Here is a 23,726-nt window from a genome sequence, read left to right on the forward strand (position 1 = left end):
ACGGCATCAACACCTCCCGGCAAAAACCGAAAAGTGTTACCTATGTGTCCGGTACAAATCGTCACCTATGTCTCGGGCCGCTCACTGCTGCCATTGCCCGCCGGTGCGCAGGAAAGCTCGGCCGCGAGCTCCGGCAGCAACGGCAATTCGACGACCACCGGCTGGCTGCGCACCTTGCTTTTGTCTGTCTCGTGTCTGTCTTGCACGGCTTGATCCGGATCCACTTCTCCACGGGTCGGACTGCCCAGTCGGCAAAAGGGCGGCTGCGGCGTGACAATAGGACAGGAGAAGAGGCCGATCTCGTCCGCGTTCTACGCAGATGGTGAACGTGTGCCATAGACCAAGCGAGTGACGTTCGTTCAACCCACCGGCTGGACCGAGCGGGCCGTCGCCTGAGTAGCACTCACCGTGTCCGTCGTAACCGAGGACTTTTGTCGGATAGCGCACTGGCTTCATGCGGTCTTGACGTCGAAAATCGGCCTTCACATATTTCCCGCAGGTCGCTGCCGATTGCTGGGGCGACCATCCTCAACCACCTGAAATCGTTCAAAGATTGGAGGTTTCGATGAGCGAGAGAACATTTGAGAGTCCCGTGTTCGTGAGAGCCGCGGAAGGTCTCATTCAAGAGATCGCCTGTCTTGAGGATGCTTTCGATTTTCTCGACGAATGGCCGAAGCATCGGCGAGGCGTGATCTACGAAACGGCAACGCGCGCGTGTCACCGCGCCTACGACGGTCTCATACCGTTAAAAGTCGCGCGGGATGCGTTCGCCGGCTTTGCCCGCTCCGTGAAGATCCTCGAGGACGTCGCAACGGCGATGCCTTGGGTGGCGGCCGCAAAGTCGGGCGAGACGGGCGGCGTTGCCGCCTGACCGTTTCGGAGGGAGGAAATCATGCTTTCTCAGCCCTTCGAAAAGCCCGTTCGCGTCTGGGTCGGACTCGGGTTCCCGAGGCAGCTGAATTCGGTCGTGGATGCCTACCAGTTCGTCACCGACTGGTGCGGGAACAGCCCTGAACAAAGGGCTGCGATCCGCGCCTGTAAAGCCGCTTTGGCCGGCGAGATCGACGCGGAGACGGCGCGCGGCGTTCTCGTGCAGTTCGCCAGGAAGAAAGACATCCTGGTCGAAGACGGAATGATGCCGCCGGTCACCACTACCGGGCAGGTTCTGCAAGCTTGATCCGCGGGCGGTTTCAGAGGCGGTGGCCATCGGGCCGCCGCCCAAAAGGTGCGCCGTGCGAAAACGCGCGCGTCGATGCGCCGGCAGAGTTTGCTGGCGGTTTCTATGTGCACCGCACTCCACTGGGTTGGGCGGTGAGCAAGGTTAAGGTCACAAGCTGTCAGACGTTGCGCCTGTTTCGCTGACTAGATGGGGTAACGGACCGCCAAAAAGCCGCGAGCGGAGCGCGCCACCCAAGCGCCGTAGCAAAGTGAGCCGCCCGCTTAGCGGCCCATTACCCGCCTAGGTAAGACGTGGCGCCGCGAGCGCCGATGGAGTAATCTTGCCCCATCAGTTCTCGGGAGTAAGAGCCATGAACGCAGTTCCTCGATGGCGGCTCGCAGGCGACTGGTTCGACATCTGCAGCTGCGACATCCCTTGTCCTTGCGAATTTGCACAGCGGCCGACCGGCAATCACTGCCAGGGCGTGCTCGCCTGGCACGTGCGTGAGGGCCAATACGGCGACGTGAAGCTCGACGGCCTGACGCTGGTGGCGCTCGGAGAGTTCGAAGGCAATCTCTGGGCCGGCGAGGCAAAGGCCGTCATGGGCATGTACCTTGATGAGAAGGCCAACGAGAAGCAGCGCGAGGCGCTGCAGACCATCTTCGGCGGGCAGGCCGGCGGCTGGCCGGCGGGCTTTGCCGCCAACATTGGCGAACTGCGCGGCATGGAGTTTGTGCCGATCGCCTTCGAGGTGGCGGGCGACCTCGCCACCTGGCGGGTCGAGATCCCTGGCCGCGTCGTCGGGCGTGCGGAAGCGCTTTCGGGGCCGACTACCCCACCCGGCAAACGCGTGCAGACGATCAACCCACCGGGCTCCGAGGTCGGTCCCGGCCAGGTTGCCACCTGGGGCCGTTCCGTCGAGGTCAGCACCAAGGGCTTCGGCCTCGACTGGACGGGCACTGCCCGCTCGAGCAAGCACATACCGTTCGAGTGGACCGGCCCGAGCTAAGGCGGTGGCAGACCCACGCGCCATCGGCCGGTTCTCCTTGCCGCCGCTTGTCACAAGGCTGGGCGGCGTGCCACTCGGCCTGCTTGCTTCCATCGCGCTGCTGACGGCGGCAGCCTGGGCGGTGACGCTCTACCAAACCCTCAGCATGAACATGCCGATGGGCATTGCCGTGCGCGGCCGGATGGGAGGCGTGGAGGGTATGGCCGGCATGGCGATGGGCGGCATCGCCGCCGAGCCTTGGTCGATCGGCAACGCCGCCGTGTTTCTCGCGGTATGGACCGTGATGATGGCGGCGATGATGCTGCCTGCTGCTGCGCCGATGATCTTCATGTTCGCGTCGGCACAGTCAAGGCGCGAACGCCGCGTTGCAGTTCCGACCTGGATCTTCGTCGCCGGCTATATCCTCGTCTGGGCTGGAGCCGGCTTTCTAGTGTATGCGCTGGTCCAGCTCGGCAGCGATATCGCGATGAGCTTCGATCCGCCTCAGCGTTCGCGTTGGGCGCCGCTCGCGCTCGGCGCCACGCTCGCAGCGGCTGGGCTCTACCAGTTCACGGCGGCCAAGCACATCTGCCTCGGGCACTGCCGCTCGCCACTGGCCTTCATTGCCGAGCACTGGCGCGACGGGCGGATCGGCGCCCTTCGCATGGGGCTGCGGCACGGCCTGTACTGCCTCGGCTGCTGCTGGGCGCTGTTTGCCGTTCTGGTCGCGGCCGGTGTCATGAGCCTCGCCTGGATGCTGCTTTTGACGCTGGTCGTCTTCGTCGAGAAGCTGTTGCCGCGCGGCCGCCGCTTCGAGGCGACGGTGGGGATCGCGTTGCTCGCACTCGGCATCGCGGTGGCGAGCGGCGCGGTGGCGATGCCATGGATGGCAGGGTAGCGCCGACGGCGGCTCGGCCCGACATTAACGGCGTCGGCAAGGAAGCGGGCCGAAGGGAAAATCGTCTCTCCGTCGCGGGCGACCACCTCGAAGGGTCCGCCATGGATGTGCATGGGGTGGATGAAGCCGTTGTTGGTGCCGATGAAACGCACTTTCAGGGTCTCGCCGACCTTCACGCGGATCGTCTCTGGCGCGAGCCGCTGGAGTGGAGCTTTCTCGCCATCGGCACTTCGGCAAGTCCAGCCCGATAAGTCCTCCTGGCGACCGCTATCAGGCGCCACGTCTGCCGCCGCCAAGGCCAATCCCGTTTTACGAATCGGAGCCTGATATATCCCAGGCGCCGACACCGTTTCCCGCCATTCCCTGGAACAGATCATCCGCTTGCGCCGGTGAAAGGTTCGTGTCGGTGGCGACCCACCAGGTGAGGACCGCAAGAAATGCGCCGGCGATGAACTGGACGGCGAATTCGACGGGCACTCCACCTCCACCGACCCGCTTTCCGACAAGTTCTGCTCGGACGGCGCGCCGGATACGCTCGCGCAATTCGTCATGGATCGTGTCGCCGCTGCTCGCAAGCAGCGCGTGGTGAAGCGACCGGAACGCAAGTGCGTGTTCGAACATGGGAAGGCTAAACGCAAACAGGCGAGCACCAATCTCCTGACTTGCCGACATGCGCCCACGGCTTAGCGACCCCAGATGCGCCTCGATGGTCGCGCTGCGTAGAGCATCCTTGTCTGCGTAGTGGGTATAGAAGGTAGACCTGCCGACATTTGCTCTCTGACAAATGTCGTCGACCGTTTTGGCCGCATATGCGTGCTCCGGGATCAGGGCAATAAGCGCATCCTGCAGCAGCGCGCGCGTCCGCGCGACGCGGCGATCGATGGTGTTTGAGTCGCTCGTTCGGTCGATTTTTATGGTCATCGCCACGTTCGGCGCCTGCTTCTGGACATTCAAAGCTCTGGTGTCCGGAATCTCATGCTGGACATTGTGTCCAGTATGATACGCCAAGTCCAGAAGCTCAAATCGTATATTGGACAGGCCGCAACGGAAGGTCGCCGACATGCACTTATCTGGTCACCGCGCCGGCAACGGACGGCATTCGCGCAAGGGCGTGATCGCGATGGCCCTGCTTGCCAAACTGTCGCTCGTCGCCGGCTTCCTCTTTCTGGGCAATTTTGGCATGGGCTACATCGGCGCCGGCGCCTGGGTGGCAGCGTTCCACGGCCTTATCCTAGCGGCAATCGCGATCGTATTGCTCTGGGGCTTCCTTTCTCGCATAGGCCTCGGCGGAAAAGGCACGCACGGCGCGAGCGACAGGGGGATCGGCATCGTCCTGCACCGGGCGGCGGGCTATGACTGGCTTGCGCGCGTTCTGACCCTCGGCCGCGAGGGGCGGTTTCGCGAGCACATGCTTCGCTTGGCGAAGCTCCGGCCCGGCGAAGCGGTGCTTGATGTCGCCTGCGGGACGGGAACCCTTGCGATTGCCGCGAAGCGGCTAGTGGGTTCTGATGGAGGCGTCACGGGCGTCGATGCTTCGGCTGAAATGATCGAGAGGGCGCGCGCCAAGGCCAAAAGGTCTGGCCTCGATCTGACCTTCGTCAACGGGACGGCGCAGAAGCTTCCCTTCAAGGACGCGCAGTTCGACATTGTGATCGGTACGCTGATGCTGCATCATCTGTCGAAGCCCGTTCGATCGGCCTTCGTCCGCGAGGCAGCACGCGTCTTGAAGCCCACTGGCCGGCTGTTGCTTATCGATTTCGGCAGGCCGGTACGCAAGTCCAGATTGCCGAGACTTCATCGACATGGTCACGTGGACATGAATGGGATCGCCTCGTTGTTGACCGAGAGCGGATTCAAGGTCGGCGACATCGGCGCCGTCGGAACCAAGAACCTGAACTATGTTCGCGCGACGACGGACAAGGTCCGATCAGCGTGACCGAGGCATGCGACAGCCGCCAGACTTAAGCGTCGCCCCGAAAAGTCACGCGACATGGAGCCCGAGCCTCGAAGGGTAGCAGTCTGGCGGGTCGTGCGAACTGAGCGCCAGCCTTGCCGACTCGTGGCAGGGTCGTCGACGTGGGGCGTGACGGCAAGCCCCTGATCCGCATCGTTGCTGATCTCGGCCGAAGCCCGCCTCGGCGGCCAACGCCTCGGCGCTTCAATCGGTCAGTGTTGTAGATATTTGACGAGCGCCGCAATCGCGAGCACGAGGGCGACCAACACCAGGATCCAGATGAGGCCCATCCCGCCCATCAACCACATGCCCCCTGACCCATCCATCATGGAAATGATCCTCTGGCGCGAAGGCTGAGTTCGCCGCCCACGATTGGCGAGTGCAAGCTAAGTTAAGTCGCCGGCAACCTCCGTCAAGACAACGGTGATTCCGGTTACAGAACGGGGAAAGATGCATACTCCGGCAATTCTACATTCCCCCGCCGCAGCCGTCGGACAGGTCCCATACGTTCACAATTTGCCTGCCGTCAAAGCCGTGTTCGTGGATCAGGTATTTCGCCAGTCCGCCATACACTCTCCAGCGCCAGCACGGGCAGCAGCAGGGGCCCTTCTCCTCGGAATTGGCCATCGCGTAATCGTATGCCTTCTGCTCGTCCCCGGTGAGCTTCAGATCGTAGTAAGGCAGCATCTGCTGCGCGGTCGCCGCCGGTATGTCGTACGGGTCGCTGGGGATCATCGGGATGGCGCGATATTGGGTAAGCCCATTTACCTGCTCGCGATAGCGTTTCAATTCCATCGGGCTGCAGCACGAGCCCTTGATGCGCGCCATCGCGGGCATGGTCGCGATCGACTCGGTAAACTTGGCCGAGCAGGTGCTGTTGCCGCTCTCGCTAAGATCTTTGAACCGTTTGGTCAATTCGGGATCGTCGGCAGCGATTGCCAAATCCGGTGCGAGAAAGCCTGCAGCCGCGGCGGCGCCGAAGACGCCGAGAATGACGGTGCGTCGGTTTGGGGTCCTTGTCATTTGCCGCTCCTCGCCTGCTCGATGAGCTTCTTCAGCGTCGCAAGATCGGTGGCGCCGGGAAAAATCTGGTCGCCGGCGATAAATCCCGGCGTTCCCGTTATTCTCAGCGCCTGGGCCAGTTCCATGTTGCGGTCGATCAGCGCCTGGATGTCCGGCTGCCGCATATCGCCCTTCATGCGCTCGACGTCCAGCCCGGCCTCGGCGGCGATCTTGAGGACGGCCGCCTCGGTCACCCTTGTCTTGGACCCATAGAGCGCCTTGTGAAACGCTGTGTATTTGCCCTGCTTGTCGGCGGCGAGCGCCGCCTTGGCCGCGAACACCGAATCTGGGCCGAGGATGGGGAATTCCTTGTAGACGATCCTGAGTTGCGGATCGTCGGCCGCAGCCTGTTCCATGACCGGCGCCATCTGCCTGCAATAGGGGCAATTATAGTCGAAGAACTCGACCAGGGTAACGTTGCCCTCGGCGTTGCCGCCGACTGGACTTTGCTTGTCACGGAAGATGTCGTCCGCGCGCGCCTTGAGCACCTGCCTGGCCTGGGCTGCATCTGCTTCACGCTGGCGCTGGTCCAGGCTTTTCAGCGCCTGCACGAGAACCTCCGGATGCGCCAGGATATAGTCGTGTATCCGCTGGTCGAACTGATCCTGGGACATTTCGCCTGCAGCATTCGCCTGTATGGCTTGAAAGCCCGGATCGAGCAGGAACCATCCTGTCAGGCCGGCAAAGAGCAGGGCGCGGGCGATGCCGCTGCAATACCTGGCTGCATCTCTTGGCTTGGTGAACATGCGCGTCTCCCTTTCTTGTCGTCGAGAATGTCGGTGCCTCTCCGTCAAAAGAGGCTCTTCAATTTTGCCAGCCAGCCTTCGTCCCGTTCGTGGTGCGTGCGCTCGACATTGTTAGTGAGCGCGTTGACGAAGGTGACGAGATTGACGGGCGCGAAGTTCAGGCCGTGGAAATTCGCCCGCCAGCGGCCCTCCTTGTCGATCACATGCGTGACGATCCCGTGCATCTGGTAGCCATCATTGGTCAGGCTGAATTTGTGACCGAAGGCTTCCGCCAGATTGCGGGTCATATCCTCCGGCTGGCCCGGGGCAGTGGCCAGGAACAGCCAGTTGACAGGGTCGAGCCCATGCGCCGGTCCATAGGCATTGAGCACATCGGCTTGTCCTTTGTGGGGTCGGTGGTGATCGTCACGAAGGTGACCTGATCCTTCATCGGCGTGCTATTCACCATCTTCTGGATCTCGGCGATCTTCTCGGCATGCAGCGGGCAGACGTCCGGGCACGATGTGTAGATGAAATGGAGGACGACGACCTTGCCGATGAGGTCGGCCGGCCGCACGATGCGACCGTCGGCGGTGCGCAGCGTGAAATCGGGCGTTGGCCTGTCGATCTGCTGGAAATATTTCTCGTCGTTCTGCAGCATGGCGTCGACTTCGTCCATTGAATGCGCCCGCGCTCCATGCGTGAAGCCGGCGATCAGCGCGGTGAAGACGATCAGGGCGCACAACAGACGCATCCATTCGTTCCAAGCGGATGAAACGTCCCGAACCGTCGGCTCGTCCCGGTTTCTGGCAAGCATCAGCCTTTTCCTTTCGGGCTAGCGGCAATACGGCTGCGGATGAAATCGACCATGTCGGGAGAATCCCATTCAGCCGGCCCGATCAGCCGGCCAATCTCCTTGCCGTCGCGGTTGATAAGCACGGTCATCGGCAGGCCCACCGCGCCGAGCGTGAACATGACTTTGGCCGAGGTATCGATGTTCAGCGCAAGGTGTGTCACGCCGGTCTCGGCGAAGAATTTCTTCACGGCGTCGGGACCCTTCCGGTCCATCGACAGCGCGACGACCTCGAAATCCGGTCCGCCGAGCTTGGCCTGCAGCCGATCAAGCGTAGGCATTTCCTTGCGGCAGGGCGCGCACCATGTCGCCCAGATGTTGAGCAGAACCACCTTACCGGAGAAATCGGCGAGCGTTTTCGGCTTGCCGGTGCCGTCCTCGAAGCTGATTTCCGGCACGGCGGCGGGCGTATCGAGCAGTGTGAAGTTCTCAGATGCCCCCGCTGCCACGGAGGGCGGCGGAAACGCCAGCAGCGAGCAGACAAGGAAGATAGCCCATTTGCACTTGATCACGGTGCGCTCACTCGGTCGCATAGACGGTCGGCGCCTTGCCGTCCTTGGTGAAGGCGTAGATCGTCCAGGTCTCGGACTTCTCGCCGCCCATGCCGGGCGCGCCTGCCGGCATGCCGGCCAGCGTGATGCCGCTGATAGCTGGCCGCTCGGTCAACAGCTTCTTGACGATTTCGACTGGCACAAGGCCGTCGACGACATAGCCGTCGACCATCAGTGTATGGCAGCCCTCAAGGTCCGCCGGCACGCCGGCATCGCTGCTGATTTGAGAGAGATTGTTGACCGGCTTGATATCGACCTTGAAGCCATTGTGCTCAAGGTAGTTGGCGTAGGATTCACAGCAGCTGCATTGCGGGTTCTTGTACATGACGGCGTTGATAGTCGCGGCGAAGGCGGGCAGCGGCGTTGCGATCAGCAGGGACAGTGCGGCAAGGCGGTAGGTCAGTTTCATTGCAGTTCTCCTTGGTTGGATAAAACTTTCAGGTCACGTGGAACACTGTCATCAGGCCGGCCATCTGGTGATCGGCGACATGGCAGTGCAGCATCCAGTCACCGGGATTGTCGGCAACGAAGGCGCATTCGATCGTGTCCTTGGGGGCGAGCAGCACCGTGTCCTGCCATTGCCGGTGCGGTACCGGCAAGCCGTTGCGCGAAAGCACCGACAGGCTGAAGCCGTGAACGTGCATGGGGTGCCACCAGGCGGTTTCGTTGCGCACAGTGAGGTGGCAAGTCACGCCGCGTTTGAGCGTAAACTGCGGCGCCATGCCGGCATCGCCATCGCCGGTCATCGACATGCCGTTGATTGCCCAGGCGGCGGCGCCGTTCATGCCGGGCATCGCCATGCCCATCATACCGCCGACGCCGGCCAGCTTGCCGCCGCCCATCATGCCGCCTTGCAGGACGATCTCATGCCGTTCGGCCTTGGCCAGATCGGGGGCCGGCAGCGGATTGGCGGGCAGGCGACGCGGCGCATCGAGAAGATGGTGGCGCAGCGGCGGCGCCTTGTCATAGGCAAGCGTTGTCAGCGTGTAGACGAGGCCGTCATAGAAGTCGTCGACCACGGCGTGCCTGCTGCCGGGACCGCCCTGCATGTCGAGCATAATGTCGATGCGCATGGCCGGTGCCAGCACCAGGCGGCCGTCTTCCGGTTCATGCGGGTCGCAGGGCTGGCCGTCGACCGCGACGATCACCGGACGGTGACCCTCGAAGCGCAGCGCCACCATGCGGGCAAGGCAGGCATTGGCGAGCCGCAGTCTGACGCGCTCACCTGCCGTCACGCTCAGGTCGGCCGGCGCCGCGCCGTTGATGGTGACGGCATTGCCGACGCGGCCCGACATCGACGCATCCATCATGCTGCCGAAGCCGCCGGCGATCTGGCCGTCACTGGTGAGCCGCCAGTCCTGCAGCAGCCAGAGGAGATCGCGGTCGGCGGCGACGGGCTCACGTTCCTCAACGATCAGCGGGCCGGCGAGTCCACGGCCGATCTGTACCAGGCTGTCGGCATGCGAATGGTACCAGAAGGTGCCGGCATCTGGCGGCGTGAACTCATAGACGAAGTTCTCGCCCGGTCCGATCGGCCTCTGGGTCAGGCCCGGCACGCCGTCCATGGCGTTCGGCAAACGGATGCCATGCCAATGGACGGTCGTGTCTTCGTCTAGTCCGTTCTCGACAGTGATGCGGACCGGCTGGCCCTGCCGCAGGCGCAATGTTGGGCCGGGGGTGGTGCCGCTATAGGTCCAGACTGCGGTAGACGGACCGTCGGCGCCATCGAGCAGCGCCTGGCCCGGGCCGACCTTGATCCGGCGCTCGTCCTCGGTCGAGGCGCGTGCAGGACGCAGCGAGCAGGACACGGCAGCGCCCGCCGCCGCCGCAAAAAACCCGCGGCGCGATATCGAATGACTGAAATCGTATTTCACCCTGCTAGCCCTTGCGATCTCGATCGATGGCGAGCCACTCGGCATCGAACTGGAATGCTGTATGCGCCCGCGCGCGCAACGATGCGCAACACAGGCGATCAGGCGCCGGGAATCAGCCGCGTCACGGCTGAAACGGCGTCAAGCGCTGAGTCGGGGAGGGTATGGGTCGGGTAGGGAACTTCGTCCCTGCAGGAACGGGGCAGCTTGCGTCGATGGCTGCTGCACGTGGAGAACTGCCGTCACCGCGAGGTCTTGCGGCAGCACCGCCAGCACCGGTGCGATGCAGGTCGGCGGACAATGCATCGCGTTGCCACTGTCGCCGATGTCTTTGAGGCACGCCCTGCAGTCGCCGTTCATGGAAGCACCGGCCAAAGTGCCTGTGCTGGCACCGGTGGACATCGCCATAGCGTCCGCCATCTTGGCCGACATGACGCTGGCCTGAGCGGCAGACAGGCTGAACCCGGCGGTCAGGAAGACCGCTATTAGCATGACGAGGAGATGCTTTGGCGACAGCCGGGCCATCATCCGCCTAGGCTGGCCGCAAAATGCAGCTTTTGCAAGTCCCCGATGCTGCGACATCAAGACTTACGCGATAAGCTCCGGATTGGCTTCGGTGAATTCAGGGTGCGGAACGAATGATGGCTAGTTCCTTCATCGCGAAGGGCCCGGTCGATCAGCACGAAATAGGGCGGTGGTCCAAGCACCGTGATCTGGCCGGCCGAGGTGATGCTGATCAGCAGGCGGCACCCCGACGCGAAAAGCTGCTCGGCGACCGGCACGGCGAAGGAGGAGCCGACCGCACAGCCAAATGATGCCAAGCGTCTGGCCATCCAGTTCGAACTCGTGAAGGACGGTATGATAGCAGGCCCAGCCCGACGATGGGCGGGCGCGGCCTTCTTTGCGCAACCGGCGCACTATGTCGCCGTCCGGATCAAGGACACACACAGAAGGCATGCGTTCCGGCGACAGGCCTTTTTGCCGCCGCGCCTCGCGAAGCATGTTTCAACCTGAAACACGGACTCGGCCGAATAGTCCTTCAGCTCAAGCAGCGGTGATCGCGGAACTGGTGGCGTCATGTTGTTCGATCGAAAACTTTTGGCTGCGGGACCACTCAGGCCGCTGCCTCAATTGGAAGGCCTGCGGCCTTCCAATCGGGATACCCGTCCTCGAGCCGGTGAGCGACATACCCTCGCGCCCGCAGTGCCGCGACAGCCTCGAACGAGAGAACGCAATAACGGCCGCGGCAATAGGCAATGACCTCGCGGTTCGCGGGAAGTTCCGCCAGCCGGTTTTCAAGTTCAGCGAACGGGATGTTGAGCGCCCCCGGTAGATGTCCGAGCGCGAATTCGTCCTCCGACCGGACATCGAGAACCGTGACAAGGCCATCACGCAACCTTGAGACAAGCTCTTCACGCGACACAGCCTCCAAGGCGTCGCGAGCCTGGAAATAGTCGGTCATGACGCGGTTGACCTCGGCGACGTTCCGCTCGCCCACGCGCCCCAGAGCCTTCATTAATTCAACCACCAGAACATCTCCTGAAAGGCGATAGAGCATATGCTTGCCATGCCGCTCGGCCTCGACAAGTCGCGCGCGTCGAAGGATTTGAAGGTGGCGCGAGGCGTTGGCAAAGTTGAGGCCGGCCCGAGCCGCAAGTCCTTCGACGCTGCGTTCACCCTGTGCGAGGTGCTCCAGCAATTCCAGCCGGTGCGCATGCCCGAGCGCCTGAGCCACCTCGGCAAGGCTGGCGAAAATCGCCTGTTTTGGTCCAATGCTTGACACGACTGTTCCTCGGTGAAACATTCAGCAGAATAGTTGAATATTATCGCAGGCGAGGTAGGGAGCGCAAGCCATGATCCTCCGTCAATTCCTCCATTCCGATCCCGTCGCCGCATCCTACCTGTTCGGATGTGGTGGAAAATCGGCCGCTGCGGTGGTCGATCCGGTCGGTGACATTGCGCCTTACCTTAGGGTCGCCGAGGCGACGGGCATGCGCATCCTCTATGTGGTCGACACGCACATCCATGCCGACCACATTTCCGTCGGGCGGGCGCTCGCTGCAGCGTCCGGCGCGGAATACCTGCTCTTCGAAGGCGCGGAGGCCGGATTCCCGTTTCTGCGCGCCAAGGACGGTGACGTGCTCGAGCTCGGCAATATGACGATGGCCGTCATGCACACGCCCGGGCATACGCCGGAGCACATTTCGCTTTTGGTCACCGATCGGACACGCGCGAGCGAGCCGTGGTTCGCGCTGACAGGCCACACGCTGATGGTCGGCGATCTCGGGCGAACCGAACTGGCAACCGACGCCGAGGCCGGGGCGCGGACGCTGTTTTCCAGCGTGCGCCGTTTCAAGCAACTGCCGGATCACGTCGAGGTGCTGCCCGGCGCATATTCCGGCTCGGTCTGCGGGCGCTCGCTCAGCGGCAAGCCGACATCGACGATTGGCTTCGAGAAGCGCTTCAACAAAGCATTCCGCATTGAGGACGAGGGCACCTTCGTCGCCACGATGGTCGCCGACACACCACCCCCGCCGCCGGATGCGGCGCGCAACCGAGCCACCAATGCCGGGTTGGTCGCCGCGGCCTGACCGATGGGCGTTTCGCGGTCAGCAGGCTCGACTGTCAGACTTGGGCTTAGGGAAAACTGGCGGCAGTTTGCTCTCCTGATGCTGGTGAATGCTTTTGTCGGCGGCATGGTCGGGATCGAGCGAACGGTCGTGCCGCTCATCGGATCGGAAGAGTTCGGCATCACGTCAACGACACTTGTCGTCTCCTTCATCGTGAGCTTCGGCGTGGTCAAGGCGCTTGCCAATCTCGTCTCCGGCCAACTCGCCGATAGCTGGGGACGCAAGCGCGTTCTCGTCCTCGGCTGGCTTGTCGGCTTGCCGGTTCCGTTCATGATCATCTGGGCTCCGAGCTGGGGATGGGTGATTGCGGCCAATGCACTGCTCGGCATCAATCAGGGACTGGCCTGGTCGATGACTGTGGTCATGAAGGTCGATCTCGTCGGTCCGAAATCACGTGGCCTTGCAGTCGGCCTCAATGAATTTGCCGGCTATCTCGCCGTCGGCGTAACGGCATTCCTCACGGGCTATCTCGCTTCGCGATGCGGCCTGCGCCCGGTGCCCATCTATCTCGGGATCGGCTACGCCATCGTCGGCACCGTATTGTCGGTGCTGCTAATCCGTGACACGCGCGACCACCTCCGGTTGGAAACATCCGCTCACGCAATGCAATCCGTGCCGATCAGTTTCCGGGAGGTGTTTGCGCTGACCTCGTTCCGGAATCGCAATCTGTTCGCGGCTTCGCAAGCCGGCCTCGTCAACAACCTCAACGACGGCATGAGCTGGGGTATTTTCCCATTGTTCTTCGTGTCCTTCGGACTTGGCATCGAGCGCATCGGCATCCTGAAGGCGGTCTATCCTGCAACATGGGGAATCCTGCAGGTCGTCACCGGCCCCTTGAGCGATCGCTGGGGCCGCAAGGGCCTGATCGTCGCCGGGATGTGGACCCAGGCCGGCGGTCTGTTTCTTACCGCCGCCACGGGCCGGTTCGAATGGTGGCTCATCGGCAGTCTTCTGCTCGGCCTTGGAACGGCAATGGTCTATCCAAGTCTGATCGCTGCCGTTTCCGACGCCTCGCATCCCAGCTGGCGCGCCCGCTCGCTCAGCGTCTATCGGTTCTGGCGCGATCTCGGCTACGCGATCGGCGCGCTCTCAGCAGGTCTCATCGCCGATCGCTTCGGGCTCTCGTGGGCGATAACATCGATTGCCGCATTGACGTTTGTCTCTGGCGCAATTGTTGCCATCGCGATGCAGGAGGCCGCCAAAGGTTCGCGCCAACCTTCCCGCAGATAGTCGACCGGGGGTCGGCCTGATATCCGATGGCACTCACGGACTCGCTCACACTCATCCTACGGTACATTGGTGTTGCGCAACTGGCCATCATTGCCGGCCTGGCCGTTCGTGATCTGCGCTTCAGTCTCGTCGGCTATCTCGTTGCGGTGTTCTGCTTTGGGGTCGCCTCCAGCACCAGATTGCGAGCCTGCCGGCTCGGCAATCCTTAGCGTGTAGTATTCGATCGGAACGCCTCTCGTACCGACGCGCATCAGCTTGTTCCTCGCTAAAGGAACGCATTCAGGCAGTATGCTCGCATGGGTTGGATAAATCCATATGATGTCGACGCGAGCCAATGCGCCTGTGGGCTCACGTTGGGTTGACGGATGGGCAGGTGCCAAGTCGGACCAGCGCCTACTGTATATGCAGAAGCTTAGACAGCCACCTGGGTTACGATCTCGACCACACGTCCGGTCGGAATCTTGCAATATTCAGTCGCATCAGCCGCCGTGCGCGCCAGCCCGGTGAACAGCTTGTCCTGCCAGACTGGCATGCCGGAATTGGGCGATGTCTTGAGCGAGCGCCGCGACAGGAAGAAGGATCTCGTGATGTCGAACTTCCAGCCTCCTTGCGGCAGATCGCCAGCGCGCGGGGGATGTTGGGCTGCCCCATATAGCCGAAGGTCAGCGTCCCGAAAAACCTTGGTCAAGCAACGGGGTAGAGCCCTCCAATTTCTGGAGCAGGGAACTTGCTTCTTCACGGGAAACACCGGAGGAATGATGATCAACTGAGAATTGATTCGGAGCTTGTGCATGCGCGGGGTGCAAGCGGCTTTGGCTGCGCTGATTCTGACCGGTTCCTTCACTTCCGCCCTCGCCGACAACAGTTCTCCCTTCATCTATTTTGCAACCGAAGATCCTTTCGCTGCCGGTCAACCGACGAAGAACGACGTCTATGTTTTTGGGGGCGTCTTTGTGACCGGGTCCTTCGGGGATACTATCAACGTCTTCGGGGCCGACTATACGAACAATTACATGATTGGAGCTGCTTACGGCCGTGATTTCGCCGATGTTGGCGCCGGTTTTGTCCTTGGCGGTGTGACTGGGGCTGCCATAAGGTTTGGCGAGGACGACGATACATCCGGAGAGCTTTGGGCCGGGATGCGGCTTCGCCACCAGGGCCTTGTCATCGGCGATCTGGCGATTGCGCCAGCGCTGACGGCCGGTGTCAGTGCCGTTACAGGCGTCACCGAGATCGAGCACGCCCGCGAAATCCATTACGATGGCGATGCATCCTTCCTTGGTTTTATCGGCGCGGAGCTTTCTTTCAGACTAAGGCAAGCTCCCAACGTCGAGCTTGTCTATCAACTCCATCACAGATCCGGCGCCGGAGGCACGTTTGGAAACATGGGAGAGGGTTCCAACGCGAATACTGTCGGAGTGCGTTATCGCTTTTAGCTCACGCCTGAATGCTTCGAGTCGGGGCTGACATTCTGTGAGGGTGCGCTGGTTGCCGGCCGCACGCCACGAGAGCGGCCGAGTAGGCGCGCTGGATGGCTTGAGAGCGCGGGCGCAATCCACCATTCTTCACGGGATCCTTGATGGGCCGTACCAAGCGACACTATCGTTCGAAAGGTTCTCCCAGCGAAGCCACGCCGTTGAGCTTGAGCAGACGGCGGTTCGAAGAGATGATGCCGAGCACGATCACGGTCACGAGATAAGGCAAGCTCGATAGAAGTTGCGAGGAAACGTCCAGCCCTGTCGCCTGGGCCGCGAGGCTTGCGAGGGACACGGCGCCGAAGAGGCACGCACCGAGGAAGATACGGCTGGCAAGCCAAGTGCCGAAGACGACGAGCGCAATCGCAATCCAGCCGCGCCCTGCGATCATGCCATCGGCCCAGAGCGGAGTGTAGACCACGGATGCGTAGGCACCGGCGAAACCTGCCAACGCGCCGCCGAAGGCGACCGCGGCGAAGCGCACGGCGATCACCGGATAGCCGAGCGCACGGGCCGCCTTGGGGTTCTCGCCGACGGCGCGGACGACGAGGCCTGTTTTGGTGTAGGCGAACATCGCCCAGATGGTGACGGTCGCGGCAAGCGAAAGCCACACGACAACGTCTTGGGCGAACAAGCCGCCGATCACCGGGATATCCGAAAGCCCGGGCAATGAAAGCTTCGGAAGCCCCTTAACCGTGAGGCTCTCATAGCTCTTGCCGAACAGCGCCGAGAGGCCTTGGCCGAGGATGCCTATGGCAAGGCCTACCGCAACCTGGTTTGCGCGAAATCCCAGCGCGATGACGGCAAAGACCAGGGAAAGAGCCGCGCTGGCGAGGCCCGCGGCGAGGAAACCGAGGAGATGCCCGCCGCCTTGATAGACGATAATGAAGGCGATGACGGCGCCGAGGGCCATCAGTCCCTCCACCCCGAGATTGAGGACGCCGGCCCGCTCGGCCACCAGTTCGCCGAGCGCCGCCAGGAGAAACGGCGTAGCCGCCGCCAACATCCCGGCGATGATGAACTCGACGGCGTTCATGACGTGCTTCCGTGGGCGGCATGGCGCCATTCGAGCCGGTAGCGGACGAAGGCGATGGCGACGAGATATGCGAGCAGCAGGCTGCCCTGGAAAACCCTGACCGCAGCGACCGGCAGATTTGCCGAGACCATGGCGTTATCGCCGCCGATATAGAGGGCCGCCATGAGCAACGCGGAAAAGGTGATGCCGACCGGGTGAAGGCCACCGAGATAGGCCACGATGATGGCGGCATAGCCGTAGCCGGTCGAGATGGAGCGCTGCAGCTGGCCGAGCGGCCCGGCCACCTCGGCCGCTCCGGCGAGGCCTGCCGCGAAACCGCCGATGAGCAGGGAAAGCCAGATCGCCCGTCCTTCGTTGAAGCCGGCGTATCCGGCCGCGCGCGGCGCGAGGCCGCCGACCTGCAGCTTGAAGCCGGCGAAACTCCTCTGCATGAAGATCCAGGCCGCAAGGGAGAGCGCGCAGGCGATAAGCAGCGAGACGTTGACGCGGGTGCCGGGGATCAGGATCGGCACCATCGCGTCGGACTGGAACATCACCGATTGCGGGAAGTTGAACCCGTTTGGGTCCTTCCAGGGGCCGAGAAGCAGGTAGTTGAGCAGTTGCGCGGCAACGAGCGCCAGCATGAGCGATACGAGAATCTCGTTTGCATTGAGCTTCACGCGCCAGAAGGCGGTGAGCGACGCCCACAGAGCGCCGCCCAGCGCACCGATGACAAGCATGGAGGGCCAGATCCATTGGCCCGTTGCCTCTGGGAACCAGATGGGAATGGCCGATGCGAAGATCGCGCCGAGGATGAACTGGCCCTCGGCGCCGATGTTGAAGACCTTTGCGCGAAAGCCGATCGCAAGCCCCTGCGCGATCAGCAGTAGCGGCGCGGTCTTAAGCAGGACTTCCGAGAAAGAGGCCCAGGACAGGAAGGGCTCCAGAAGCATCGCGTGGAAAACGGCTACCGGATCGCGGCCCATAAGGAGGTAGATCCCGAGATTGAGAAGCGTCGCCAAGGCGAGCGCGACGGGCGGGGCGATCAGTTTGACGGGAAGCGAGGCATGCTCCCGGCGAACGAGAACAGGCAGGAGCGGCGCGGACAGAGCGCTCATGCAGGGACCTTTTTGGCCGTCGAATGCGCGCCGATCATGTAGCGGCCGATCTCCTCGGGTCTCGTGTCGCGCGTCACCAGCGGCGGGCTCAGCCGGCCTTGATGGATCACCTGGATCGAATCGCAGAGTTCGAACAGTTCCTCCAGTTCCTCCGAGATGACGAGGATACCCATGCCTTCGTTGCGCAGGGCAACGAGGCGCCGGCGGATGGCGGACGCGGCGCCGATGTCGACGCCCCAGGTGGGTTGCGCCACGAACAGCAATTGCGGGGACAGCATGATCTCTCGACCGACGATGAACTTTTGCAGATTGCCGCCCGAAAGCGAGCCGGCCTCCGCTTCCGAACCGGGCGTGCGCACGTCGTATTGCCGGATGCAGTCCTCGGTGAAAGCCTTCACCTGGTTCGTGTCGACGAGGCCGCGTTTCAACAGGCCGAACGGATGGGCGGTCAGAAGGCTGTTGAGGACGAGCGACATTTCCGGCACCGCGCCGCGGCCGAGCCGTTCCTCGGGAACGAAGGCGAAGCCCAGTCGGCGGCGGGCGGCCGCGTCGAGCGCGCCGACATCCTTTCCCATCATGTAGATACGGTCGGACTGTTCGCGCGGCAGCACCGTTTCGCCTGAAATCAACGCTGCCAGTTCACTTTGCCCGTTGCCCGATATGCCCGCGATCCCGAGGATCTCGCCGGCCCGGACCGTCAGGCTGACGTCGGAAAGCGGCACGGCGAAGGGATCGTCCGGCCGCCGATGGTCGAGGCCGACGATTTCGAGGCGCTTTTCACCGCCGGAATGCGCAAGCGCCGGCATGGGCTGCGGCATGTCGCGGCCGATCATCATCCGGGCGAGGTCGTGCGCGTCGTGGTCGCGCGGGTCCACGCGGCCGGTGATGCGCCCACCGCGCAGGATGGTCGCGCGGTCGCAGACCGCGCGGATCTCCTCCAGCTTGTGCGAGATGAACAGGATGGACACGCCGCGGTCGCGCAGCCGCCGCAATGTCTCGAATAGCTTGTCCACCGATTGCGGGGGCAGGACGGAGGTCGGCTCATCGAGGATCAGGAGTTGGGGTTCGGTCATCAGGCAGCGGATGATTTCCACCCGCTGCCGCTCTCCGACAGAGAGCGCGTGCACATGGGCGAGCGGATCGACTTCGAGTCCGAACTCGCGGCCGAGCATGCGGATGCGATCCGCAAGATCCGATTTGCCCCTGGGCACGACCAGCCGGATGTTCTCCACCACCGTCAGCGTCTCGAACAAGGAGAAATGCTGGAAGACCATGCCGATCCCCTTGCGCCTCGCATCCGCCGGGGAAGCGAGGACCAGGGGTTCCCCTTTCCAGGTCGCCATTCCGGCGTCCGGCTGCTCGACGCCATAGATCAGCTTCATCAGCGTCGACTTGCCCGCTCCGTTTTCCCCGAGGATCGCATGGATCGAGCACGGAGCCACATCCAGATCGATGTCTCTATTGGCATGGATTTGGCCGTAGCTCTTGGAGATGCCGCGCAGCGACAGGAGCGGGGTGGTCACGGTCACTTGGGCAGCGGCGTGGTGACACCCTTGACGTGCCAGTCCATTGCGACGATATCGGCATCGGTCATCGTTTTGCCGGCGGGGACTCCCTCGCTGCCGTCGGCCTTGGCGACCGGACCGGCAAAGGGCGAGAAGCTGCCGCCGGCGATCTTGGCTCCAACCTCTTTGATCCTGTTCATCGTGTCGGCCGGGATACCCGGGTTCCAGTCAACGACCTCTACAACCTTGTCGCCGACACCCAGGAAAGCGTTGGCGCCCTTGAACTTGCCGGCGAGGTGGGCGTCGACCGAGGCTTTGAAGAAGGGTGACCAATCCGTCGCCACGCAGCCGAGATAGGTTTTAGGCGCGTATTTCTTCATCGACGAATTGAGGTTGAAGGCAGGGACGCCGGCCTCCTCGCAGGCCGACACGACGGAGGGCGTGTCCTGCGCGTTGGAGAAGATTACGTCGCATTTCTGCGCCAGCAGCGCCTTGGCGGCTTCCTGCTCCTTGGCCGGATCGAACCAGGAGTTCACCCATACGACCGAAACCTCGACATCGGGTTTCACTGCTTGCGCGCCCAGCGTGAAGGCATTGATGGAGGTGATCAGTTCGGGAATGGCGAAGGCGGAGACCGAGCCGAGCTTGCCGGTCTTTGACAGCGCGGCGGCCGCCATGCCCATCAGGTAGGTACCTTGGAAATATTGGGCCGCGAAGGGCGAGAAGTTCGGCGCTACCTGGAAACCGGAAGCATGCAGCACGGTGACGTCGGGGTTACGGCGCGCGATCTGCAGGGCACCGTTCTGGTAGCCGAAGGAGCCGGCGATCAGGAACTTGTTCCCGTCGGCGACCACCTTGTTCATGATGCGGTCGGCATCCGGTCCTTCCTGTATATTCTCGATGATGGTGACCTTCACCTTGTCGCCGTAGGCTGCCTTCACCGGCTCGAGCCCGTCGGCGAGCGCACGGCCCCAGCCGACATCGCCGACCGGCGACGGGACCACGAGCACGATGCCCAGAGGTTCGTCGGCAGCAAGCGCGCGGCCACCCACCGCTGCGACGAGTCCGGAGGCGGCCGCGCCCTTCATCAATGTTCTGCGGGTAAGATTTGTCAGCATGTAGGTTCCCCTTGTTTTCGGTTTCTAGAATTCCACGGTCGCGAGCGCCGCCTCGGCTTCAGCGAACAGCTGCGCCTCGTCGAGCCCCGGGAACTCGCCCTTGGCCCAGACGATGCGGCCGTTGATCATGGTCATGTCGGTCGGCATCCCGATGCCCACCTTGGCAAGCAGGCTCAGCGGATCGTGCCGCGTGCCGACATAGTCCATGCGCCGCGTGTCGATGGCGAAAAGGTCGGCAGCCATGCCAGGCGTCCTGCCGATGTCGCCGCGCCCGAGCAGCGCCGCGCCCCCGGTCGTCGCATAACCGAGAAAATCGGCCGGCGGCGGAACGGGATGGTCGCGTGTCGATGCCGACAGACATTGCAGCATGTAGGCGGAATGGATGCAGTGCATCAGGTTGGAATTGTCGTTCGAGGCTGCACCGTCGCAACCTAGTCCTATGCTGAGGCCGAAGGCCGACATCGCCGGGATATCGGTGATTTCGGCGCCGACGAGATAGACCGGCTCAGGGCAATGCGAAACGCCGGTGCCGCTTGAGGCCATCTTGCGCAGCTCGTCGTGGGTTAGCTCCCAGCAATGGGCATAGAAGGCATCCGGCCCGCAGAAGCCGATCTCCGCGCAGTAATCCACCGTCCGCATGCCGTGACGGTCCTCGATGACCGGGCTTTCGCCCTCGCCGACATGGGTATGCATACGCACCCCGCGATCACGCGCTAGCGCCACCGATTCCACGAAGGTCTCGCGATAGCAGTTGACTGGCTGGCAGGGCGCGACGGCCACCTGGCGCATGCTGAAAGGACCGGCATCATGATAGGCGTCGATCAGCCGGGCGCAATCGGCGATGAACTCGTCCGTCGTCTCCAGCATGGCATCGGGGATGGTCGAGCCTTTCGATTTCGGTAGCGTGTTGCCGCCGCGTCCGGCATGGAAGCGCATACCGAGGAGTTCGGCTGCTTCGAACTGCCGGTCGACCAGCCGCTTGCCGGCCTTCCACGGAAAGCAATACTGATGGTCGAATGCGGTCGTGCAACCGTGCTTTATCAGCTCGGCCATCGCCGTGACCGAAGCGTGGTAGAAGCATTCCTCGGTCAGCCGCGAGAAAATGGGATAGATGCGGTCGAGCCATTCGATGACCGACAACTTCGTCCAGTCCAGATCGGCGCGGTTGCGCACGAAGCATTGAAAGAAGTGATGATGGGTGTTGACGAGGCCGGGATAGACGAACCAGCCGGCGGCGTCCTGCGTGACGGTCCCGACGGGCAACTCTCCCTTGTCGAGGCCTTCGCCGATGGCCCGTATCGCCGGGCCGTCGGTCAAGACATCGACATTGCGCCGGATGTCCGGACCGTTGCCCTCGTCCACGATGACCGCTGCGCAGTTCTTCAGCAAGTGGCCCGCCAAGTCACGCCTCGCCGGCTTCGAGGACGGGCTCGGGCTTCAGTTCGTGCAGCCGGTGGATACCGGGCATCTCGATGAAGCCCTCGAGACTGCGGATCGCCCGCGACCAGAGCCGGATCGCGGGATAGGGGTCGAGCGAAACGCCGCCGTCCGGCGCCAGCGCCACATAAGGAAAGCAGGCGACGTCCGCGATCGTCGGCCTGTCCGACGCGAGGAAGCGCTGGCCGCGGATATGCTGTTCGACGAGGCCGGCTTCCAGCTCCCGCAGGGCCGCTATCCCCTGCCCATGCAGGGTGGCGATATCGCCCGGACGCAGCAGCATCTCGTGCAAGCGCGCCGCCCCCAGGCTGCCGGTCAGCCGATGCGAGAAGGAAAGCCATTGCTGGACGCGTGCCGCCTGCAGAGCAGTATCGTTGCCCAGCCATTGCGGTGCGGCCTTCGCGGCAAGATAGACCAGCATGGCCGAGGATTCGGTCAGGACGAGGTCGCCATCCTCCAGGATCGGGATCGAACCCGCCGGATTGAGCGCCATGAGTTCGGGACCGCGATGCTCGGCGCCGGGATGGAAATCGACGGGGCGGATGTCAAGCTTCACCCCGGTCAGCGCCGCCATCAGGCGCGCCTTGTAGCAACTCGGGGACAGCACGTAGTCGTAGAGCTTCATTGCGCCACCAGTTGCGCGCCGTAGGTGTAGCCGTGGCGTTTCAGCCAGCGCCGGTAGGCAACCGATGTCAGGTCCGCCCTTGTGGGGATCTCCATGCCCGGATCGAGCGGCAGCAGCCTCGGGATCTGGTTTTCGAGAATCGACCGGTCCTGAAGGAAGATCGTCTGCTGGAAATGGATCAGGTCTGCCATCGATGTTTCGTCGTCGAACAACGCCATCCACGGCCAGACGTCGCACAGGTCTTCGGCAAGCGGCTGCACGAAAAGCGTGATGACGTCCCATTCATCCGGGCGCGGCGGGCAGGTCTTGTAGAGGATCGAGCAGGTCGGCGCAGGCACGCGATACATGTATTCGGTGGTTATGCCGCCTTCCGCCGACTTGGCGGCCTGCGGCTGGTAGAACTTCACCTGGGTCGCCCAAACCTCGTCTTCGTCCTCCCGTATCTCGACCTTGTAGTTCGGGACTTCCGTGTGCGGTTCGGCCCCTAATATGTCCGTATGCACGAAGGGGAAATGCGCAATGTCCAGGAAGTTCTCCACCGCGCGCAGCGGCGAGCAGCGCACGCGCACAACCCCGACATCGACGAGCCGGCGGCCGGGCTGATCAGCCTCGGGGATGGCAAAGAGCGCCTTTTTGCGGGTCGCCGAGCGACGACCAGACATGGCCGTAGCGGATGCAGACCGGCAGGGCACGCCCGTTGCTGCCCGTAACCTTCGCGTTTCCGTCTGCGCCGAGCCTCACCCCGATCGGCTCGCCCATGAGCGCCGTCTGGCGCTCATGCGTGTGTCAAGCCGGCCGGCAAGGCCGACCGGATACCATTCGTCGATCATCGCGTTGCGGGTCATTGGGCGACGCCACCGCGCAGAATATCCTCGGCCGTCCGCCGTAGCGTCTCGGCTGCCCTCGACGCAGCGATACGCTTGGCCGGACCAGTGCCTTCGTCGACCAGAACATGCATCAGCGTCCGCGCTTTCCCCTGGGGGGTCAGCAGTAGCCGTAGGGTCTGGGCATTTTGCGCGTAGTCGAGCAGGCCTCCGTCGGCCTTCGTACCGGCGGCCGCCTCCAGCGCGGCAATGCCCGCCTCTACTATCATGGAGCGAAGAGGGGCTAGGCCGTCGAACCGCGGCGGCCGAGCGGTGGGTTCGCCTACGGAAATCCATATGATTCCGCCGCTGTCCTCGACGGGCTGTGTTGCGACACCAATCGTTTCCGGCGGCGTCAGGCCCGGATGGGCCGGAATGCGCAAGCAGTTTCCGGCCTGGGCATAGCTCCAACCGTGATAAATGCAGGACAGGGCCTCGCCGCGCACGAAACCACGGGAAAGGCGCATGCCGCGATGAGGGCATCTGTCCGCAAAGGCCGCCGCGCGGCCGGACCGGCTTCGCCAAAGGGCAATCGGTCCGACCGGGGTTTGCGCCGGCATTACGGTTCCCGCTGGCAAGTCCGCGGAGAGGGCAACTGGCATCCATGAACCGGACGGATAGGGCAGCATGCATCAACCTTCGAACGACA

Annotated in this window: 28 protein-coding genes and 3 pseudogenes; 10 read left to right on the forward strand and 21 right to left on the reverse strand. The window is 63.1% G+C overall.

Going from position 1 to position 23,726, the window contains the following annotated elements; genetic code table 11:
* From NKH42_RS28485 to NKH42_RS28505, 5 genes are all read left to right on the forward strand, one after another.
* Positions 1 to 213, forward strand: a 213-nt coding sequence (locus NKH42_RS28485) for a hypothetical protein (protein ID WP_352756589.1), incomplete at its 5' end; no start/stop codon positions are given.
* Positions 214 to 565: 352 nt separating this feature from the next.
* The gene (locus tag NKH42_RS28490) at positions 566 to 871 is read left to right on the forward strand and encodes a DUF982 domain-containing protein (RefSeq protein ID WP_352509003.1); all 306 of its coding nucleotides are present in this window, start codon (positions 566 to 568) and stop codon (positions 869 to 871) included.
* Positions 872 to 892: 21 nt separating this feature from the next.
* Entirely contained in the window at positions 893 to 1,177 is a 285-nt protein-coding gene (locus tag NKH42_RS28495) for a DUF982 domain-containing protein (RefSeq protein ID WP_352479368.1), read from the forward strand.
* Positions 1,178 to 1,529: 352 nt separating this feature from the next.
* Complete coding sequence (locus NKH42_RS28500) at positions 1,530 to 2,168, forward strand: DUF1326 domain-containing protein (RefSeq protein WP_352509004.1); 639 nt, start codon at positions 1,530 to 1,532, stop codon at positions 2,166 to 2,168.
* 4 nt (positions 2,169 to 2,172) lie between these two features.
* Positions 2,173 to 3,045, forward strand: a complete 873-nt coding sequence (locus NKH42_RS28505; protein WP_352509005.1) for a DUF2182 domain-containing protein — start codon at positions 2,173 to 2,175, stop codon at positions 3,043 to 3,045.
* A gap of 5 nt (positions 3,046 to 3,050) precedes the next feature.
* On the opposite strand, the pseudogene NKH42_RS28510 reads toward NKH42_RS28505, so the two are convergent.
* Both NKH42_RS28510 and NKH42_RS28515 read right to left on the reverse strand, forming a co-directional pair.
* Positions 3,051 to 3,233: pseudogene (locus tag NKH42_RS28510) on the reverse strand (multicopper oxidase domain-containing protein); the annotation flags it as partial.
* A 121-nt stretch (positions 3,234 to 3,354) separates the two neighbouring features.
* Positions 3,355 to 4,107: a TetR/AcrR family transcriptional regulator gene (locus tag NKH42_RS28515; RefSeq protein WP_352740991.1), complete on the reverse strand. Its 753-nt coding sequence runs from the start codon at positions 4,105 to 4,107 to the stop codon at positions 3,355 to 3,357.
* Here NKH42_RS28515 and NKH42_RS28520 point away from each other — a divergent pair.
* Positions 4,106 to 4,981 carry a class I SAM-dependent methyltransferase gene (locus NKH42_RS28520; RefSeq protein WP_352509007.1) on the forward strand — a complete coding sequence of 292 codons (876 nt, stop codon included), beginning with the start codon at positions 4,106 to 4,108 and terminating at the stop codon, positions 4,979 to 4,981. The genes NKH42_RS28515 and NKH42_RS28520 overlap by 2 nt on opposite strands.
* A 486-nt stretch (positions 4,982 to 5,467) precedes the next feature.
* Here the strand turns inward: NKH42_RS28520 and NKH42_RS28525 are convergent, their stop codons facing one another.
* From NKH42_RS28525 to NKH42_RS28560, 8 genes are all read right to left on the reverse strand, one after another.
* Complete coding sequence (locus NKH42_RS28525) at positions 5,468 to 6,022, reverse strand: hypothetical protein (RefSeq protein WP_352479363.1); 555 nt, start codon at positions 6,020 to 6,022, stop codon at positions 5,468 to 5,470.
* The gene (locus NKH42_RS28530; protein WP_352509008.1) at positions 6,019 to 6,807 is read right to left on the reverse strand and encodes a DsbA family protein; all 789 of its coding nucleotides are present in this window, start codon (positions 6,805 to 6,807) and stop codon (positions 6,019 to 6,021) included. Before NKH42_RS28530 ends, NKH42_RS28525 begins: the two co-directional genes overlap by 4 nt.
* A 44-nt stretch (positions 6,808 to 6,851) precedes the next feature.
* Entirely contained in the window at positions 6,852 to 7,094 is a 243-nt protein-coding gene (locus tag NKH42_RS28535) for a hypothetical protein (RefSeq protein ID WP_352509009.1), read from the reverse strand.
* On the reverse strand, positions 7,091 to 7,603 hold the full coding sequence (locus tag NKH42_RS28540; protein ID WP_352509010.1) for an SCO family protein: 513 nt from the start codon (positions 7,601 to 7,603) through the stop codon (positions 7,091 to 7,093). The genes NKH42_RS28535 and NKH42_RS28540 overlap by 4 nt, the downstream gene beginning before the upstream one ends.
* Positions 7,603 to 8,151 carry a TlpA family protein disulfide reductase gene (locus NKH42_RS28545; protein ID WP_254819350.1) on the reverse strand — a complete coding sequence of 183 codons (549 nt, stop codon included), beginning with the start codon at positions 8,149 to 8,151 and terminating at the stop codon, positions 7,603 to 7,605. The genes NKH42_RS28540 and NKH42_RS28545 overlap by 1 nt, the downstream gene beginning before the upstream one ends.
* A gap of 7 nt (positions 8,152 to 8,158) precedes the next feature.
* Entirely contained in the window at positions 8,159 to 8,599 is a 441-nt protein-coding gene (locus NKH42_RS28550) for a DUF411 domain-containing protein (RefSeq protein WP_352509011.1), read from the reverse strand.
* A 28-nt stretch (positions 8,600 to 8,627) separates the two neighbouring features.
* Positions 8,628 to 10,064, reverse strand: coding sequence for a multicopper oxidase family protein (locus NKH42_RS28555; RefSeq protein WP_352509012.1), 1,437 nt, complete (start codon positions 10,062 to 10,064; stop codon positions 8,628 to 8,630).
* Between the two features lie 138 nt (positions 10,065 to 10,202).
* Positions 10,203 to 10,586: a hypothetical protein gene (locus NKH42_RS28560; RefSeq protein WP_352509013.1), complete on the reverse strand. Its 384-nt coding sequence runs from the start codon at positions 10,584 to 10,586 to the stop codon at positions 10,203 to 10,205.
* Between the two features lie 183 nt (positions 10,587 to 10,769).
* On the opposite strand from NKH42_RS28560, the gene NKH42_RS28565 reads away from it, so the two are divergent.
* Positions 10,770 to 11,075, forward strand: coding sequence for a hypothetical protein (locus NKH42_RS28565; protein WP_352509014.1), 306 nt, complete (start codon positions 10,770 to 10,772; stop codon positions 11,073 to 11,075).
* A gap of 100 nt (positions 11,076 to 11,175) precedes the next feature.
* Here NKH42_RS28565 and NKH42_RS28570 read toward each other — a convergent pair whose 3' ends face one another.
* Entirely contained in the window at positions 11,176 to 11,844 is a 669-nt protein-coding gene (locus NKH42_RS28570) for an ArsR/SmtB family transcription factor (RefSeq protein WP_352740984.1), read from the reverse strand.
* Positions 11,845 to 11,914: 70 nt separating this feature from the next.
* Between NKH42_RS28570 and NKH42_RS28575 the strand changes: the two genes are divergently transcribed.
* Positions 11,915 to 12,652: an MBL fold metallo-hydrolase gene (locus NKH42_RS28575; RefSeq protein WP_352509016.1), complete on the forward strand. Its 738-nt coding sequence runs from the start codon at positions 11,915 to 11,917 to the stop codon at positions 12,650 to 12,652.
* Between the two features lie 78 nt (positions 12,653 to 12,730).
* Positions 12,731 to 13,921 carry an MFS transporter gene (locus NKH42_RS28580; RefSeq protein WP_352509017.1) on the forward strand — a complete coding sequence of 397 codons (1,191 nt, stop codon included), beginning with the start codon at positions 12,731 to 12,733 and terminating at the stop codon, positions 13,919 to 13,921.
* A gap of 56 nt (positions 13,922 to 13,977) precedes the next feature.
* Here the strand turns inward: NKH42_RS28580 and NKH42_RS28585 are convergent, their stop codons facing one another.
* Together NKH42_RS28585 and NKH42_RS28590 are read right to left on the reverse strand one after the other, a co-directional pair.
* Positions 13,978 to 14,172 (reverse strand): hypothetical protein, encoded by a 195-nt coding sequence (locus tag NKH42_RS28585; protein WP_254819356.1) that lies wholly within the window; start codon positions 14,170 to 14,172, stop codon positions 13,978 to 13,980.
* A 161-nt stretch (positions 14,173 to 14,333) separates the two neighbouring features.
* Positions 14,334 to 14,590, reverse strand: a pseudogene (locus tag NKH42_RS28590) (KUP/HAK/KT family potassium transporter); the annotation flags it as partial.
* A 122-nt stretch (positions 14,591 to 14,712) separates the two neighbouring features.
* Here NKH42_RS28590 and NKH42_RS28595 point away from each other — a divergent pair.
* Complete coding sequence (locus tag NKH42_RS28595) at positions 14,713 to 15,357, forward strand: hypothetical protein (RefSeq protein WP_254819357.1); 645 nt, start codon at positions 14,713 to 14,715, stop codon at positions 15,355 to 15,357.
* Positions 15,358 to 15,520: 163 nt separating this feature from the next.
* Here the strand turns inward: NKH42_RS28595 and NKH42_RS28600 are convergent, their stop codons facing one another.
* The 8 genes and pseudogenes from NKH42_RS28600 to NKH42_RS28635 all read right to left on the reverse strand — a co-directional run bounded on the left by NKH42_RS28600 (position 15,521) and on the right by NKH42_RS28635 (position 23,706).
* A complete protein-coding gene (locus NKH42_RS28600) occupies positions 15,521 to 16,432 on the reverse strand; it encodes an ABC transporter permease (protein ID WP_352752413.1) in 912 nt (303 codons plus the stop codon).
* Positions 16,429 to 17,529 (reverse strand): ABC transporter permease, encoded by a 1,101-nt coding sequence (locus NKH42_RS28605; RefSeq protein WP_352509020.1) that lies wholly within the window; start codon positions 17,527 to 17,529, stop codon positions 16,429 to 16,431. The genes NKH42_RS28600 and NKH42_RS28605 overlap by 4 nt, the downstream gene beginning before the upstream one ends.
* Positions 17,526 to 19,052, reverse strand: coding sequence for an ABC transporter ATP-binding protein (locus tag NKH42_RS28610; protein WP_352752477.1), 1,527 nt, complete (start codon positions 19,050 to 19,052; stop codon positions 17,526 to 17,528). Before NKH42_RS28610 ends, NKH42_RS28605 begins: the two co-directional genes overlap by 4 nt.
* 2 nt (positions 19,053 to 19,054) lie before the next feature.
* Positions 19,055 to 20,149: a BMP family ABC transporter substrate-binding protein gene (locus NKH42_RS28615; protein WP_352509036.1), complete on the reverse strand. Its 1,095-nt coding sequence runs from the start codon at positions 20,147 to 20,149 to the stop codon at positions 19,055 to 19,057.
* A 27-nt stretch (positions 20,150 to 20,176) separates the two neighbouring features.
* A complete protein-coding gene (locus tag NKH42_RS28620) occupies positions 20,177 to 21,553 on the reverse strand; it encodes an amidohydrolase (RefSeq protein WP_352752411.1) in 1,377 nt (458 codons plus the stop codon).
* Position 21,554: 1 nt separating this feature from the next.
* Positions 21,555 to 22,214 carry a glutathione S-transferase family protein gene (locus NKH42_RS28625; RefSeq protein WP_254819361.1) on the reverse strand — a complete coding sequence of 220 codons (660 nt, stop codon included), beginning with the start codon at positions 22,212 to 22,214 and terminating at the stop codon, positions 21,555 to 21,557.
* Positions 22,211 to 23,059: pseudogene (locus NKH42_RS28630) on the reverse strand (aromatic ring-hydroxylating dioxygenase subunit alpha). Before NKH42_RS28630 ends, NKH42_RS28625 begins: the two are co-directional and overlap by 4 nt.
* Positions 23,056 to 23,706: an aromatic ring-hydroxylating oxygenase subunit alpha gene (locus NKH42_RS28635; protein WP_352479346.1), complete on the reverse strand. Its 651-nt coding sequence runs from the start codon at positions 23,704 to 23,706 to the stop codon at positions 23,056 to 23,058. The pseudogene NKH42_RS28630 and the gene NKH42_RS28635 overlap by 4 nt, the downstream one beginning before the upstream one ends.
* Between the last annotated feature and the right edge of the window lie 20 nt (positions 23,707 to 23,726).

The organism is Mesorhizobium sp. M1142, assembly GCF_040318565.1.
GTDB lineage: Bacteria > Pseudomonadota > Alphaproteobacteria > Rhizobiales > Rhizobiaceae > Mesorhizobium.

What these genes read in the sequence shown, in the direction of transcription:
- NKH42_RS28580 (WP_352509017.1), top strand. Translation starts at nt 12,731, where the DNA reads ATGCTGGTGAATGCTTTTGTCGGCGGCATGGTCGGGATCGAGCGAACG.
- NKH42_RS28500 (WP_352509004.1), top strand. Translation starts at nt 1,530, where the DNA reads ATGAACGCAGTTCCTCGATGGCGGCTCGCAGGCGACTGGTTCGACATC.
- NKH42_RS28535 (WP_352509009.1), bottom strand. Translation starts at nt 7,094, where the DNA reads ATGACCCGCAATCTGGCGGAAGCCTTCGGTCACAAATTCAGCCTGACC.
- NKH42_RS28540 (WP_352509010.1), bottom strand. Translation starts at nt 7,603, where the DNA reads ATGCTTGCCAGAAACCGGGACGAGCCGACGGTTCGGGACGTTTCATCC.
- NKH42_RS28495 (WP_352479368.1), top strand. Translation starts at nt 893, where the DNA reads ATGCTTTCTCAGCCCTTCGAAAAGCCCGTTCGCGTCTGGGTCGGACTC.
- NKH42_RS28605 (WP_352509020.1), bottom strand. Translation starts at nt 17,529, where the DNA reads ATGAGCGCTCTGTCCGCGCCGCTCCTGCCTGTTCTCGTTCGCCGGGAG.
- NKH42_RS28520 (WP_352509007.1), top strand. Translation starts at nt 4,106, where the DNA reads ATGCACTTATCTGGTCACCGCGCCGGCAACGGACGGCATTCGCGCAAG.
- NKH42_RS28550 (WP_352509011.1), bottom strand. Translation starts at nt 8,599, where the DNA reads ATGAAACTGACCTACCGCCTTGCCGCACTGTCCCTGCTGATCGCAACG.
- NKH42_RS28515 (WP_352740991.1), bottom strand. Translation starts at nt 4,107, where the DNA reads ATGTCGGCGACCTTCCGTTGCGGCCTGTCCAATATACGATTTGAGCTT.
- NKH42_RS28560 (WP_352509013.1), bottom strand. Translation starts at nt 10,586, where the DNA reads ATGGCCCGGCTGTCGCCAAAGCATCTCCTCGTCATGCTAATAGCGGTC.
- NKH42_RS28595 (WP_254819357.1), top strand. Translation starts at nt 14,713, where the DNA reads ATGCGCGGGGTGCAAGCGGCTTTGGCTGCGCTGATTCTGACCGGTTCC.
- NKH42_RS28525 (WP_352479363.1), bottom strand. Translation starts at nt 6,022, where the DNA reads ATGACAAGGACCCCAAACCGACGCACCGTCATTCTCGGCGTCTTCGGC.
- NKH42_RS28625 (WP_254819361.1), bottom strand. Translation starts at nt 22,214, where the DNA reads ATGAAGCTCTACGACTACGTGCTGTCCCCGAGTTGCTACAAGGCGCGC.
- NKH42_RS28600 (WP_352752413.1), bottom strand. Translation starts at nt 16,432, where the DNA reads ATGAACGCCGTCGAGTTCATCATCGCCGGGATGTTGGCGGCGGCTACG.
- NKH42_RS28530 (WP_352509008.1), bottom strand. Translation starts at nt 6,807, where the DNA reads ATGTTCACCAAGCCAAGAGATGCAGCCAGGTATTGCAGCGGCATCGCC.
- NKH42_RS28490 (WP_352509003.1), top strand. Translation starts at nt 566, where the DNA reads ATGAGCGAGAGAACATTTGAGAGTCCCGTGTTCGTGAGAGCCGCGGAA.
- NKH42_RS28575 (WP_352509016.1), top strand. Translation starts at nt 11,915, where the DNA reads ATGATCCTCCGTCAATTCCTCCATTCCGATCCCGTCGCCGCATCCTAC.
- NKH42_RS28635 (WP_352479346.1), bottom strand. Translation starts at nt 23,706, where the DNA reads ATGCTGCCCTATCCGTCCGGTTCATGGATGCCAGTTGCCCTCTCCGCG.
- NKH42_RS28585 (WP_254819356.1), bottom strand. Translation starts at nt 14,172, where the DNA reads ATGCGCGTCGGTACGAGAGGCGTTCCGATCGAATACTACACGCTAAGG.